The sequence below is a fragment of the Variovorax sp. YR750 genome, assembly GCF_900109805.1.
GTDB lineage: Bacteria > Pseudomonadota > Gammaproteobacteria > Burkholderiales > Burkholderiaceae_C > Variovorax > Variovorax gossypii.
In genome coordinates this window covers 239,386-253,136 of record NZ_FOBJ01000015.1, presented here as the reverse complement: position 1 = coordinate 253,136, position 13,751 = coordinate 239,386, and the positions used below count along the sequence as shown (strand labels likewise).

The following is a 13,751-nucleotide window of genomic DNA, read 5'->3' as shown; positions in this document are numbered from 1 at the left end:
CTGCCCGCAAAGCCCCGCAGCAGTTCGTCTCCCGCCTGGTGTCCGAACTGGTCGTTGATCCGCTTGAACCCGTCGATGTCCAGGTACATCAGCGCGCCGGGCGATCCGTTGACCTGCCATGACTCGCCGGAGGCGAGTGCCGCCAGTTTCACCCCGGCACACCATCACGGTCAGTGTCGACGCACCACTCAGGCAGATTCAGCGCCTGCCGGGTGCGCAGACCGGTCGCAATACTCGATCAGGAGCTCGGTGAGGACCCGTACCTTCCGCGCGGGATGCTGCCCTGGTGGCCGGATGACATAGGCACCGGCCGGGGGTGGTGGATGACGTGTCATGACCGGCACGAGTGCCCCGGAAGCCAAATGTTCATGGGTGAGCCAGTCAGGCAGGTAAGCAATCCCGAGTCCTGCTGTGGCTGCGGCGACCAAAGCCGTGCCGTTGTCGGCCTTGAAGCGCCCTTGCGGACGGACCGTGATGACCTTGTCGCCGTCCATAAGTTGCCAGGCCTCGGCTCCCTGCATGAGGGCCTGATGGGCGGCGAGTTCCTCCGGTGTCTCGGGCGACCCATGCGCCTTGACATAGTCCGGACTCGCGACGAGCTTCCCGTGGATCGGGCCGATGCGTCTTGCAATCAAGTTGGAGTCCGGAAGATAGCCAACCCGTATCGCACAGTCGTAACCCTCAGCGATGAGGTCAACGAAGCGATCGCTGTAGCAGGTCTGGATATGAAGCCGAGGGTGGCGTCGTGCCATTTCCGCAAGGATGGGAGCGAAGTGAGTCGGGCCCAGAGAAAACGGCACGGCAACACGCAGGCGGCCGCGAAGTTCACCGGCGGGCAGGATCGTTTCCCGGGCCGCGTCGATCTCGGCGCAGACCCTGGCTGCGTGGTCCCGGAACGTGGTCCCGGCTTCAGTGAGAGCAGCGCCGCGGGTGGATCGCGCAAGCAACTGGACACCGAGTTCCGCTTCAAGTCGAAAGAGGCGACGGCTGACGATGGACTTGGACACGCCGAGCCGGAGCGCGGCAGCCGAAACCCCGCCGGCATCGGCGACTTCCACGAACGTCCGCAGCTCTTCGATGTCCAAATCGGTGTTCCTCTTTCTGCGACACAGCTCGCTGCGGGATGGTACTACCGCGTCAAAAAGGGGAACAACACAATCCTGAGGTCGGGCCGCATCGTCGACGACGCATGTTTCCCGAAGGGCAATTCCGCTCACACCGGCACAAAGGATCCATCCATGACTTTTCGCAACGGCCTTGCTTCGCTTCTTCGTCCCGAAGACTCGGTACTCGTTCTCATCGACCACCAGCCCTACCAGCTCGCCAATCTGAACAGCCACGACCCGCAGGCGGTGGTGAACAACACGACCGCCTTGGCCAAGTCCGCCAAGGCCTTCGGCGTCCCCACCATCCTGACCAGCGTGATCGCGGCTCGAGGTGGTCTGATCTTCCCGCACGTCACGGACGTGTTCCCCGATCAGGAAGTGATCGACCGGACCTTCATCAACACCTGGGAGGATCGGAAGGTTGTCGATGCGGTCAAGGCAACGGGGCGCAAGCAATTGATCATCGCTGGCCTGTGGACCGAGGTCTGTGTCGCGATGCCGGCGATCCAGGCGCTGGGCGAGGGCTGGGACGTGACGGTGGTCACGGATGCGTCGGGCGGCACTTCGGTGGAGGCCCACGAGGTCGCGATCCAGCGCATGATCCGCGCGGGCGCGAACATGATGACGTGGTTGGCGGTGGTCTCGGAATGGCAGCGTGACTGGGCCAGGACGGAACATGTCGCAGAGCTGACGGAAGTGCTCAAGCAGCACGTCGGCGGCAGCGGTATCGCGTACCTGTGGGAACAGCAGCTGCTCAACACGCCTGCGCCCGGCAACGCTGGATGATCCGAGCGGGGACGAAGGGCCGGGATGCATTGCAGGCGCCGGTCGCCGAGCGGTCGCAGGCCCTCTCCCGCGAACCCGTCTGCTCCGAACCCGGCCTGAGCTGAAGGCGACTTCGTCGCTGTGCGCGGCCACATCCGCTGCTGAGCGGACGAACTGCTGGTGCGCACACCAGACGGTGCCTCAGATCGAATAGCCGAGGACCATCGCGATGCCGGCCTGCTTGTTCGGCCGGACAAAACTGTCGCGCGTCAGGCGCCCCATCTTGATCGTGAGCGTATCGGTCTTGAACCACTTGTCGTAAAGCGCGTTGATCTGGCCGCTCGCATACAACTGCGCGAGGCTGCGATCGACGGCCGCCAAGAGCGCGGTGTCGCCATGGCGCACCATCACCGCATAGGGTTCGACCGACAGGGCGAGACTGCTCAAGTTCAGCTTGTCGAGCGTCCCGTCATTCGAGGCCAGGCCTTGCAACAGCGAATCATCTTGCGCAAAGGCGCGCACCTTGCCTTCCTTGAGCGCCTTGTAGGCTTCGCCGTTGTTCTCGTAGGTGATGAGCTTCGCCTCGCGCAGATCTGTACCGGCGAGTTGCTTGAAGAGCTTTTCGGATGTAGAGCCCTTGCTCAGCGCCACCGAGAGGCCATTGAGGTCCTTCACTGCCGCCACATGCAGGTCCTTGCCCGTGAGCACACGCATCCCGGCCACGAAGAAGGTGTAGCTGAAGTCAACCTTCTCCTGGCGAGCCACGGTGTTGGTCGTCGAACCGCACTCCAGGTCGATGTCGCCGGCGAGCAGCTTCGGGATGCGTTCCGGCCCGGTCACGAGCTTGTACTGAATCTTGATGTCGGGCAGCTTGAGTTCGCGCTTGATCTCTTCGACGGCATTCAGGCACAAGTCGATCGAATAGCCAGCAGGCTGCTTTTGTGCATTGACGAACGAAAAGGGTGGCACGGCCTCGCGCACACCGAGCACGATCGTGCGCGTTTCACGAATCTTGCTCATCGTGTCGCCAGCAGCCTGTGCCGGCGACGCTGCCAGCGCGACAACGAGCGGAATCATGGTGGCGCGCACCACATGCATGGGTGAAAAGTACATAGGGACTGCGAGAACCTCAACGGGTATCTATGGGCTCAGCCGTCCAACGGGAGGAAATCCGGCCGCGAGTGCGTGTCGAGTTCCGCCTGCATGCGTCATCGAGAAGTGCGCGGCGATTATTTGCGGACTGCGTGCTTTCTACTAGCCCTGAAGAATGGAATGCAGGCACTCATTTTTCAAAGCAATCGACGGTAGCGCGAGCGTCTCGCAGACCGTCAGGACGGGCCTGCGAGACGCTTGCCTTCATGCGTCGAAGCGCACGATGAGCTGAGTCCCCGTGTAAGTCGGCGTGACCTTGAAGCCCGGCGCATTGATGGCCGAGAAGCGGCCGGTCAGGGCTCCGCTGCTGATGACCGTGAGCGTGTCGCCTGCGCCGGGCGCGAAGCCGGGCTTGAAGCTCAGGTTCAGCGTGCCATCCAGGGCGGCCACCCCGGCCACGTTCAGCCTGCCGGCGCCGTTGCCGCCCAGATTCAGTTGCAGCGTCGTGCCCGCCAGTTGCGTGTAGGCGCCCGCCATCGTGACCGTCGAAGGTGCATTGCAGACCAGCGTGCCGCCACCGACATAGACGTTGCCCTGGCCGAAGGCCCCAGCGGCATCCGCCTGCAGCGTGCCCGCCACGAGCTGCGTGCCGCCCGTGTAGCTGTTGCTGCCGCCGAGCGCGAGCGTGCCGCTGCCCTTCTTCGTGAGCTTGCCGGCGCCGGAGATGTTGTTGCGCCAGCTGTCCAGCGCGTTGAAGCCGCCGAGGCCGGCGTCCATGGTCACGACCACATCGCCGTTGAAGACGCCGTAGCCATCGGCTGCGTCGAACAGGTTCAGCCGGCCCCAGCCTTCGGGATCGTCCATCACCGGATAGCCCGAGGCCACGGCCGTGGTCTTGAGCACCACGCGGCGCTGCGTCGCGTCGAGGTAAGGCAGGCGCGTTTCGAGCAGCACCTCGGCTCCCTTGGGCACCACGGCGGGCTTGGTGGTGTCGCCCACCGGCTTGAAGCCGAAGGTCAGCCGGCGCAGGTAGTCGGCCTTGCTCGCCGCATGGTCCGCAAAGCGGTCGGTGGCGGTGCCTTGCGAATGGGCAAAGGCGTTGAAGGCGGCGGCATCGCCCGCGCCCACCGCGGCCGTCAGCACGCTCTGCGCCTGGGCATAGGCCGCGGCCTTGCGCGCGGCGTTGGCGCCGGTGGCAAGGCTCGCGGTTGCCACGGCCTGCCCGTGCAGGCGCCCGCCGACCACGTCCAGTGGCGAATGCATGCCCGCGAGGATGCGGTTCTCGCCGAGCTCGAGGCCGCGCGCCACCATCTCCTGGAAGCGCTGCGGCACGACGTAGGCGGAGGCGATCGCATCGCGCACCGCCTCGGCCGTGTGGCCGCTCACGAAGCCGCCGTCCGTGGCCGGAGTGCCGCTCTTGGCAGGCTCCAGCGCGGGCACCACCTTCACGCTGCTGCTCCAGCGCCAGGGCCGTGCGTACTTGTAGAAGCGTTTGGCCGGCTCGGTGGAGCCGTTCTCGCCGATGTTCTTGAGCAGGTCGACCACCGTGCCGAAGCCCGGGTTCGCGGCGCCGGCCACGCCCACGTCGTTGCCGCCGTCGTTGTAGAGCACCGTGGTGGCGTCCGCTGCGATGCCGGTGATGGTGGTGACCTGCTGCGTGGCCGTGCGCCAGGCGCTCGTGAGCGGGCCCATGCCGTCGCTGATGCTGTAGCCCTTGCCGCGGCGGTCGTCGAGATAGGCGGCCAGTTCCTGCGCACTGGTGCGTGCGTTGGTGGCGTCGACGACGTACTGGATGTTGCGGTTCAGCACATCGGTGTTGAGCATCTTTCCATCGGTGGCGTCGCCCGGGACGCCGCTCCATGTGGAGGCGACGACCGCCGGAAAGCTTCCCTGCGCGGGGGCCGACACGCCTGCGTCGACCAGCAGCGTGCTGGGCTGCCAGAAGTCGAGGAAGCCGGCGACCACGCGCACGCCGGCATTGGTGTCCTTGGTCGCGTAGCGCGCATCGCCGCGCTGGTTGGTCGCGACGTTGTCGACGAAGGGCGGTACGGCGACGGTGTCGGGCACGGGCGCCGTGTCGGTGAAGCCCAGGTCCTTCGGCGGGCCGGCCACGACCACGGCGGACGGATTGGTCGCAGCCGGTGGCGTTGCGGCGATCGGGAACGAGACGCCGCTGCCGCCTCCACCACCGCAGGCCGAGAGGCACAGGGCTGCGACGAGGGTGATGGCAAAGGGACGGGCGGAGGGCAGGAGATGGGCCATGGAGAAATGAATGGAGGGAGAAGTGAAGGCTCTGCGCAGAGCGGGCGATGCCCGCGGCCCCGGCAATCTAGGGACGCAAGAAGTCATTCCCATGAACGCCGACGCACGGCGCCCCATCGTGTGGCGCCGGTGCCCCGAAAACGGCTGAATTGACCGATCCGAGCCATCCGGTCAGCCACGCGTCAGATCAATTCCTTAATTGCCAAAAATCAATTTGCCGATTACCCGGAATATTGAGGCAATGGCCTTTGAATACGCGAATTTATGCGGCAATAAATTCACGAAAGCATCATATTCAATCCATAAAGTTTGCGCCTTCCGGACTCATCGGATGCCGGAAAAAGAATTTGATGCATTCCGAATTCAAATGCCATGACAAAACACATATCCCTCGATAGCAAGAACATAGATCTCCATCAATTGGCACGCGTCCCCGAAAACAGGCGCCGCGAATTGCTGAAACTGATGCTGGCTGGCTCTGTCACGGGCGTGGCGGCTGCCGCACTGCCGGGCTGCGGTGGCGGCGGCAGCAATGGCGCAGGCGTATTTCCATTTCCGGCGACAGGGACCGGCGGCACATCGTCGACGAACTCGCCTGCCAGTGCCCCGCCTGCAGCACCGGGCGCCACGCCCCAGAAAATATCCAGCTTCACGATTTCCGTGCTTCCGGATACCCAGTTCTATCCCCGCTATGCGTCGGAAAAGATGGGCGAGCTCTATCAGAAGCTTTATGCGGGAATTGATCCCAAATACGACAACCCCTTCAAGACCCAGACGCAATGGATCGCCCAGAACGCCAGCCAGCTGAAAATGCCGTTCACGATCCATCTGGGCGATATCGTCGACCAGTCCTGGTACTACAAGGCCGAAGGCTCGACGCCCTGGAGCGCCACGACCGACCTCGTGGGCAACGGCCAGATCGGCAACGGGCAGGTCACGAAGGAATGGGAGCTTGCCAGCCAGGCGATGCAGGTGCTCGAGGCCGCCAAGTGCCCCTACTCCATCTGCGCCGGCAACCATGACGTGGGCGCCATCGGCTCGGACATGCAGTGGGGACCCGACTGGGGCGTCGGCGTCACGGGCTTCGCCAACAACGACGGCTACCAGGACGGCGGCAGCCACCGCGTGGGCCTGTTCGAGCCCTACCTGCAGGTGTTTCCCGCGAACCGCGCGAAGCGGCAGGCCACCTTCGGGGGACGGCACGCATCCGGCTTTCACGAATACCACGTCTTCGAAGCCGAGGGGAACAAGTTCCTGGTGCTCTCGATGTCGTGGCGGGCGTCGGACGACGCGATCGCCTGGGCCAACCAGGTCGTCCAGGCCAACAAGACGATCCCCGTCATCCTGGTCAATCACCAGTTGGTCGGCATCGGCAGCGACGGCAAGACCGCGGCGGACACGGCCTACTCGAACTACATGTGGGACAAGCTGATCAAGGACAACGACCAGATCTTCATGGCCGTCAGCGGCCACTACCACGGCTCGTGCATCGGCACGAAGAAAAACTCCCGCGGCAACGACGTCCACCTGATGGTGGTGGACTACCAGATGGCCTACATGGGCGGCAACGGCCTGATGCGCATGTTCGAGTTCGACCTGACCAACAAGAAGATCGTCGCCAGCTCGTTCTCGCCGTGGGTGCCGCTGAAGCCGGCCGCGACGCTCAACGAGTTCGATGCCGCCTGGCTGTCCGATTCGAACCAGTCCTTCACGCTGGACATGGACTTCGCGCAGCGGTTTTCTTCCTTCAATCCTGGCTTCTCCGTGCCCGCGGGGTCGATGGACGGCAGCCTGACCGATGCGGCCAAGACGCTCATCCTGACGAACTACAGCCAGCCTCCGCAGAAGGCGGCCGCGCTGCCGTCGGGCCCCGACGACTATCCGAAGGTCGACAACACGCTCGCCCATTGGCGCTTCTTCAACGTGACGGCCGCGGAGGGCGATCTCTTCCCCTATCAGCCCGGACAGCAGATCCAGGACGTCTCTGCGGGAGGCAAGAACCCCGTCTCGGTGAACACGTGGGCAGGACAATCAGGCGACCTGGTCTGGTCGAAGAGCCATCACCCGCTGTCGGCCGCGCCCGGCAGCCTGCGCTTCCTGAACGCCACGAAAACCAGGTTCACCTACTTCACCACCGACCAGGCCTCGGCACTGAACGTGGAGACCTTCCCCAAGGGCTACACCATCGAGGCGTTCGTGTACATCGACCCGGGCTTCGATGCGACGAAGAACGGCTGGATGGGCATCCTGTACCGCCTGGGGGCGCGGTCGAACCTGCCTGGCTTCGCCTCGGACGATGGCGACTGCGCGCTGATGTTCGCCTTCTCGAACCTGATGGAATTCCAGTGGGAGGTCGCTCCGGTGAACCAGGCGACCAACCTGACCTGCTGGTCGGGCGGCGTGTCGGCCGGCCAGTGGCTGCACGTCGCCATCGTCAACGACCCCGCAGCTTCATATGCGACCACCATGTACGTGGAGGGTGCGCCCGTCCTGCGCAACAACACCAACATGCAGGGCATCCAGTTCGTGGCCCCCACGCAGCAGCTCGCGATCGGCTGCGGGCAGTGGGCCGGCAACATGTCGACGGGCTTCCTGGGAAGCATCGGCGAGATGCGCATCGTCGGCGTGCCCCTGACTGCCGACAAGTGGCTGACGGCGCGGGCCTCCTGATCTGACTGTCTGCTCCCCTCGGGCCAGCCTGCCGGTGGCGGACAACGACGGCAGCGGTGTGACCGAAGCCTTGCAGGCCAGCTGTGGATTCCCGCGCGCGATCGACCCACACTTCCATCGAGCGTTGCTCCATTGAAATGTCCTCCCTGATCATTGTTCATCAGGCAGGCTGAGCTCTGCATGCGGATCAACGCCTCACGGAAAGCTGGGGCACTTCGAGATGGAAATCAACAGGAAGGATGCAGGTCGCTGGCCCGCGGCCTTCGTCGGCGTACTCGATGTGGACTTCGGTACCGTCGCGCGCCGAAGGGTAGGTGATCAACTTTCGGGGCGACGCGGGCCTGCGTCGCAGCCTGTGCAGTGGTGTTTGTTGTCTCCATACCCGAAGTCTTTCCGGGACCCGGACCAAGGGTAAGCACATGGCGCCTATGGCAGCCATGTTTTTCGCCTATTCATTGCCGTTTGCCGATGCGCGGCAGCGAAGCCGGCTTGCACGCGTTCATCCTCCCAGTCCCTGCAGTTCACCCGCCCGGTCCAGCGACCAGATGTTGCGCAGCAGCGTGCGCGCGCGCTCGATGCCGATCACCGGCGCCGCCAGCTCCAGGAGCTTGTCCTCGAGCTCCGCGTCCGACAGCGGCAGCTCGGGGTCGCCCTTGCGGTCAGGCTGCAGCCAGACGTGGCGCTGGCCGTCGACCGTCTCGATCTCCACGCGCGCCGAGCGGCGCCCGGGGAAGGCAGCATCGAGTTCGGGATCGACCGCGGTCGCGACGCGCGCCATCATGGCGCGCGTGTCTGCATCCACCAGCCGCTCGGGCGTGTACGCCGAGAGCCGCACGCTGCCATGCACCAGCGCCGTGGCCATCACGAAACGCATGCTGAAGCGTGCTTCGTTCTCCGTGCGCGGGTCCTCGTAGCAGGCGATGTCCAGCGCGGGACCATAGGTGGCCACGTGAACGCGCTGGATGTCCGAGGGCCGCAGGCCATGCCGGCGCACCAGTTCGAGCGCGGCGTCGATGGCGGCGAAGGTATGGCCGCAGCCGATGTGGTTCTTGAAGGTCAGCCGCGTGATGTGGAAGTCGCGCCCCAGCGTGTCGCCCGCCTTCGACCAGTCCGGCCCGTCGCTCATGGCGCGGCCGAAGCCGGCCTCGCCGTCGAGCACGTCCAGCGAGCCCGTCACGCCTTGCGCGGCGAGCTGGGCGGCGAGCACGCCGCCTTCGGCGGCCCGGCCCGCATGCAGGGGCTTGGACATCGAATCCATGCGGAAGGCCTGCTGCAGCCCCGCCGCGAAAGTGGCGGCCGTGGCCAGCGCATGGGCGAAGGGCTGGCCGTGCAGTCCCAGCAGGCCCGCGGCGGCGGAAGCAGCACCGAAGGTGCCCACGGTGCCCGTGTTGTGCCAGTGGCGATAGTGCGCCCGCCCCATCGTCACGCCGATGCGGGTCGAGACCTCGTAGCCGAGCACCACGCCGCGCAGGAAGTCCAGCCCGCTCGCGTTGCGGTCCTGCGCGACGGCCAGCGCCGCCGCCACCGTGGCCGCGCCGGGGTGGTACATGGCATCGCGGAAGCTGTCGTCCACCTCGGCTGCGTGGGCGGCGGTGCCGTTGAGCAGGGCGGCCGCGCGAGGTGTCGCGAGGCGGCCGTTGGGCAGGCGGGCGCGCCCGCGGCCGATGTCGTCGGCAAGCAGCGTACGAAGCTGCGGCATGGGCGCCACTTCCAGGCCGGGGAACAGCGCGGCATGCCAGTCGATCACCGCGCGCTTGGCGTGATGCAGCACCTCGTCGTCCAGCCGGGCCTGGCGGAATTCGGTGGCGTAGCGGGCGAATACTTCGGTGGCGTGCACGGGGTGTCCGATCGGTTCGAGAAGAAGAGAAAAAGAAGACGGGAGGCGACAGCGCGTGCTGCCGGCCAACCGCTCAGGCCAGCACGGCTACCCCGTCGGCGGCACGCACGCCCTGCCCCTGCGGCAGCACGAAGACGGGATTGATCTCGGCCTCGACCAGGCGCTCGCCAAGCTGCGCCGCCATCCCCGAGAAGGCGACGATCGCATCGACCAACGCCTCGACGTCGGCCTTCGGCCTGCCCCGAAAGCCATCCAGCAGCGGCCAGGTCTTGAGGTCGTGCGCCATCGACAGCGCCTCGGCGCGGCCCAGCGGCTTCAGCCCCTGCGCGTCCTGCGGCAGCAGCCGCATGGTGGTGTCCTTGAAAAGCTCCGCCGTCACGCCGCCCATGCCCAACAGAATGGCGGTGCCCAGCGCATCGCGGTGCATGCCCAGGATCAGCTCCGTGCCGCCCGACACCATTTCCTGCACGAGGAAGCGCTGCGGATGCACGCCGGTGCGGGCCTTCACCTCGGCCGCCATGCGGCCGATGCGCTCGCCGATGGTGTCGCCGGTCAGACCGACCGCGACGCCGCCCACGTCGCTCTTGTGCGTGATCTCCGACGACAGGATCTTGAGCACGACGCGCCCGCCCAGCTCGCGCGCGGCGGCTTCCGCCTCGGCCGGCGCAGCGACCACCCGTTCCGCGGCGCACGGTACGCCGAAGCGCGAGAACAATTGCTTGGCCTGCGCCTCGTCGAGCGAACCCAAGAGCAGCTCACCGGCCTCCACCGGCGGCAGGGCCGCGACGTCTTCCATGGACGCCACGAAGCGCTGCACGCGCAGCATGCCGGCCAGCGCGGCGGTGCAGCTCTCGGCGGCGGTGAATGCCGGCACGCCGCGCCGCGTAAGCAGTGCTCCCACTTCGGGCGCATGCGGGCTCACGTAGGCCATCACCGGCTTGTCGGAGTTCGGCAGGCATTTCTGGATGGCACCGGCCAGCAGCTCGGGCATGGCCAGGCTGGAGGAGCCGACGATGATCACCAGCGCGTCGTAGCTCGGGCTCGCCAGCAGCGCATCGATGGCGCCGCGCAGCAGGTCGGGTCGCAGGCCCGCGAGCGTCACGTCGATGGGGTTGCGGTCCAGCACGGCCTCGCTGCCGGTCTGCAGCGCGCGCAGCGCATCGGCGGTGGCAACGTCGGGCGCGGGCGTGTCGAAACCCGCCACGCCCAGGTCGTCCGACACCAGCGTGCCGGCGCCGCCGGTGGAAGTAAGGATGGCGACACGCCTGCCGCGCAGCTTGCGGCCCGTGCACAGTGCGGCGGGAATGTCCAGCAGGTCGGAAAAGCTCTGCGCCCTGATCACGCCGACCTGCCTGAACAGCGCGTCGTACATGCTGTCGGCGCCCGCCATCGCGCCGGTGTGCGACACGGCGGCCTTGGCGCCCGCTTCCGAGCGACCGATCTTGAAGGCCACCACCGGCTTGCCGAGTCGCGCGGCCTTCAGGCATGCGGCGCGGAACCTGCCGGGGTCGCGCACGGTTTCGACATAGAGCGCGATCACCTTCGTGGCCGGATCCTCGGCCAGGTGGTCGATGAAATCGGCGAGTTCGAGGTCGACTTCGTTGCTCGTGGAGATCAGCTTCGACAGGCCGATGCCGCGCGCCGCGGCACGCGACAGCAGCGAGCCCAGGATGCCCCCGCTTTGCGAGACCACGCCGATGCCGCCGGCCTGGAACTCGTCCATCTCCAGCGCACCGGACGGCGACAGGACAATGTTGTCCGTGAGGTTGACGAGCCCGATGGTGTTGGGCCCCAGGATGCGCATCGGCCCCGCCGCCTCGACCAACTGCTGCTGGCGCCGCGCACCCTCTTCGCCGGTCTCGGTGTAGCCGCTGGCCAGCACGATGGCCGCGGCGCAGCCGCGCTGCGATAACTCCTTCACCGCCAGGTGCGCGCGCTCGGCGCCGAGCAGCACGACGGCGACGTCCGGCACTTCCGGCAGCGACGCGATGTCGGGATAGCACGGCAGCTCGCCGATGCGCTCGACCTTGGGGTTCACCGGCATGATCCGCCCCGCGAAGCCGTGCTTCTGCAGGTAGGCCACGGGCCGGCCCGTGGTCTTCTTGGGATCGGCCGAGGCGCCGATGACGGCGACGCTGCGCGGGGAAAGCAGTTTGGCGATGGCTTCGTTCATGGCCTCACTCCTTCGAAGCCGTCTTGGCCAGGAAGGCCTCGACCGACGCGCGGTGCTCGCTGCTGGTGTAGCAGATGCCCTGCGCCTGGCTGCCCCGCGCGAACACGTCGTGCGAGGAGAGCTCGAAGCTCTGGTTCAGGATGGTCTTCGTCAGCGCCAGCGCGGTGGAGGACGCGGACGACAGCTCGCGCGCCCATGCCTGCGCGTCGGCCAGCAAGGTCTCGCCGCTGGTCTTGCGATCGACGATGCCCAGCGCGAGGGCTTCGTCCACCTTCACCTGCCGGCCGGTGAAAATCAGTTCCTTCGCCTTGGGCAGGCCCACGCGGCGCGGCAGGAAGTACATGCCGCCGCCATCGGGAATGATGCCGCGCAGCACATAGCTCCAGGCGAAGTTGGCCCACTCGCTGGCAATGACGAAGTCGCAGGCCATCGCGGTGTCCGCCCCCAGCCCGGAAGCAGCGCCGTTGACGGCCGCGATCACCGGCTTGGGCATGGTGTGGAGCAGTGCCTGCACATGGTGCACGCGCTGCTGGCGATGCCAGCCGTTGAAACCAACCTCGCCCGCCGGCGCGTTCATGCGCTTCTGCATCCCGCTGATGTCGCCGCCGGCGCAGAAGCCCTTGCCCGCGCCGGTCAGCACCATCGCCCGGATGGCCTTGTCGGCGGTCACGCGCTCCAGCACGTCGATGAATTCGGTGCGCATGTCGTCGCTCATGGCGTTGCGCTTGTCCGGGCGGTTGAATGTCACGGTCGCGATGGCGTCCGTCACCTGGAAGTCGATGAGGGTGTAGGTCATTTGCTGTTTTCCTGGGCCGGCCGAGTCGGCCGTTCAATCGGGCTTGATGCCGTTTTCCTTGATGACGCGCGCCCACCGCTCTTCCTCGGTTCGCACGTAGCTGTCGAGTTCCGCCGGCGCTCCGGCATTGATCGCAAGACCTTCGTGCTCGATCTTCCGCACGAAGTCGGGTGCGCGGGCGGCCTTGCGGCCGGCTGCGTTGAGACGCTCGATGACCGCGGGCGGCGTACCGGCCGGCACGTACAGGCCGTACCAGCTCTCCACCAGGTAGCCAGGCACGCTGGCGGCGATGGCCGGAACGCCCTTGAATGCCGGCGACGGCTCGGCCGTGGTCACGCCCAGCGCGCGCAGCTTGCCGGTGTCGACGAAGGTGGACACCGCCGCCGCGGTGGCGAACATCATGTCGACCTGTCCGCCCAGCAGATCGGTCAGCGCGGGACCCGCGCCCCGGTAGGGAATGTGCGAGAGCTTGACCTTCGCGAGGTTGGCGAACATCTCGCCGGCCAGGTGGGCGGAGGTGCCAGCGCCCTGCGATGCGAAGGTCAGCTTGCCGGGATTGGCCTTCGCGGCGGCGAGCAGGTCGGCCACGGACTTGTAGGGGCTGTCGGGGCGCACCACCAGCACGTTGGGTCCGCGACCGATGAGGAGGACGGGCGCGAAGGCCTTGTTGCTGCCGTAGGGAAGCTTGGGCTGCAGCGCCGGGTTGACGGCATGGGCGAACGAGGCGACCACGACGCTGTAGCCGTCAGGCGCACTCTTGGCCACGTTGTCCGTGCCGATCAGCGTTCCGGCGCCCGGCTTGTTGTCGACGATCACGGGCTGGCCGAGATCCTTGGACATCTCCGCACCCAGCGTCCGGGCGATCAGGTCGGTTCCTCCGCCCGGCGCGAAGGGCACGACCATGCGGATGGGCTTGTCCGGATAGGCGAATGCCACGCCGAACGCGGCGAGGCCGAGGAAAAGAAAGAAAAGCGCGCGCAGTCGGCGCAAGCCATAGGCAACCATGATCTGATGTCTCCAGAGCCAAGCAATGAATCCCTTGTGATCGCG

At 66.4% G+C, this 13,751-nt stretch carries 10 protein-coding genes; 2 read left to right on the top strand and 8 right to left on the bottom strand.

Annotated elements, in window-relative coordinates; genetic code table 11:
* Window positions 1–152: diguanylate cyclase domain-containing protein (locus tag BMY35_RS38900; protein WP_256229854.1), on the bottom strand; the 152-nt coding region annotated here is incomplete at its 3' end.
* Window positions 153–188: 36 nt separating this feature from the next.
* The gene (locus BMY35_RS28045; RefSeq protein ID WP_093206268.1) at window positions 189–1,085 is read right to left on the bottom strand and encodes a LysR family transcriptional regulator; all 897 of its coding nucleotides are present in this window, start codon (window positions 1,083–1,085) and stop codon (window positions 189–191) included.
* A 153-nt stretch (window positions 1,086–1,238) separates the two neighbouring features.
* Between BMY35_RS28045 and BMY35_RS28040 the strand changes: the two genes are divergently transcribed.
* On the top strand, window positions 1,239–1,892 hold the full coding sequence (locus tag BMY35_RS28040) for a hydrolase (protein WP_093206267.1): 654 nt from the start codon (window positions 1,239–1,241) through the stop codon (window positions 1,890–1,892).
* A 180-nt stretch (window positions 1,893–2,072) separates the two neighbouring features.
* Here the strand turns inward: BMY35_RS28040 and BMY35_RS28035 are convergent, their stop codons facing one another.
* Together BMY35_RS28035 and BMY35_RS28030 are read right to left on the bottom strand one after the other, a co-directional pair.
* On the bottom strand, window positions 2,073–2,984 hold the full coding sequence (locus BMY35_RS28035) for an amino acid ABC transporter substrate-binding protein (protein ID WP_177213719.1): 912 nt from the start codon (window positions 2,982–2,984) through the stop codon (window positions 2,073–2,075).
* A 243-nt stretch (window positions 2,985–3,227) separates the two neighbouring features.
* The gene (locus BMY35_RS28030; protein WP_093206266.1) at window positions 3,228–5,225 is read right to left on the bottom strand and encodes a phosphatase PAP2 family protein; all 1,998 of its coding nucleotides are present in this window, start codon (window positions 5,223–5,225) and stop codon (window positions 3,228–3,230) included.
* Window positions 5,226–5,597: 372 nt separating this feature from the next.
* Between BMY35_RS28030 and BMY35_RS28025 the strand changes: the two genes are divergently transcribed.
* Window positions 5,598–7,895, top strand: coding sequence for a LamG-like jellyroll fold domain-containing protein (locus tag BMY35_RS28025; RefSeq protein ID WP_371287200.1), 2,298 nt, complete (start codon window positions 5,598–5,600; stop codon window positions 7,893–7,895).
* 499 nt (window positions 7,896–8,394) lie between these two features.
* Here the strand turns inward: BMY35_RS28025 and BMY35_RS28020 are convergent, their stop codons facing one another.
* The 4 genes from BMY35_RS28020 to BMY35_RS28005 form a co-directional block, all read right to left on the bottom strand.
* A complete protein-coding gene (locus BMY35_RS28020; protein ID WP_093206265.1) occupies window positions 8,395–9,732 on the bottom strand; it encodes an MmgE/PrpD family protein in 1,338 nt (445 codons plus the stop codon).
* A gap of 73 nt (window positions 9,733–9,805) precedes the next feature.
* Window positions 9,806–11,905, bottom strand: coding sequence for an acetate--CoA ligase family protein (locus tag BMY35_RS28015; RefSeq protein ID WP_093206264.1), 2,100 nt, complete (start codon window positions 11,903–11,905; stop codon window positions 9,806–9,808).
* A 4-nt stretch (window positions 11,906–11,909) separates the two neighbouring features.
* The gene (locus tag BMY35_RS28010) at window positions 11,910–12,701 is read right to left on the bottom strand and encodes an enoyl-CoA hydratase/isomerase family protein (protein ID WP_093206263.1); all 792 of its coding nucleotides are present in this window, start codon (window positions 12,699–12,701) and stop codon (window positions 11,910–11,912) included.
* A 33-nt stretch (window positions 12,702–12,734) separates the two neighbouring features.
* Window positions 12,735–13,706: a tripartite tricarboxylate transporter substrate binding protein gene (locus tag BMY35_RS28005; protein ID WP_093206262.1), complete on the bottom strand. Its 972-nt coding sequence runs from the start codon at window positions 13,704–13,706 to the stop codon at window positions 12,735–12,737.
* Window positions 13,707–13,751: the final 45 nt, after the last annotated feature.

Bases quoted from the DNA above. Each gene is read 5' to 3' on its own strand.
- BMY35_RS28040 (WP_093206267.1), top strand. From the start codon at position 1,239: ATGACTTTTCGCAACGGCCTTGCTTCGCTTCTTCGTCCCGAAGACTCG.
- BMY35_RS28015 (WP_093206264.1), bottom strand. From the start codon at position 11,905: ATGAACGAAGCCATCGCCAAACTGCTTTCCCCGCGCAGCGTCGCCGTC.
- BMY35_RS28030 (WP_093206266.1), bottom strand. From the start codon at position 5,225: ATGGCCCATCTCCTGCCCTCCGCCCGTCCCTTTGCCATCACCCTCGTC.
- BMY35_RS28035 (WP_177213719.1), bottom strand. From the start codon at position 2,984: ATGTACTTTTCACCCATGCATGTGGTGCGCGCCACCATGATTCCGCTC.
- BMY35_RS28010 (WP_093206263.1), bottom strand. From the start codon at position 12,701: ATGACCTACACCCTCATCGACTTCCAGGTGACGGACGCCATCGCGACC.
- BMY35_RS28025 (WP_371287200.1), top strand. From the start codon at position 5,598: ATGACAAAACACATATCCCTCGATAGCAAGAACATAGATCTCCATCAA.
- BMY35_RS28005 (WP_093206262.1), bottom strand. From the start codon at position 13,706: ATGGTTGCCTATGGCTTGCGCCGACTGCGCGCGCTTTTCTTTCTTTTC.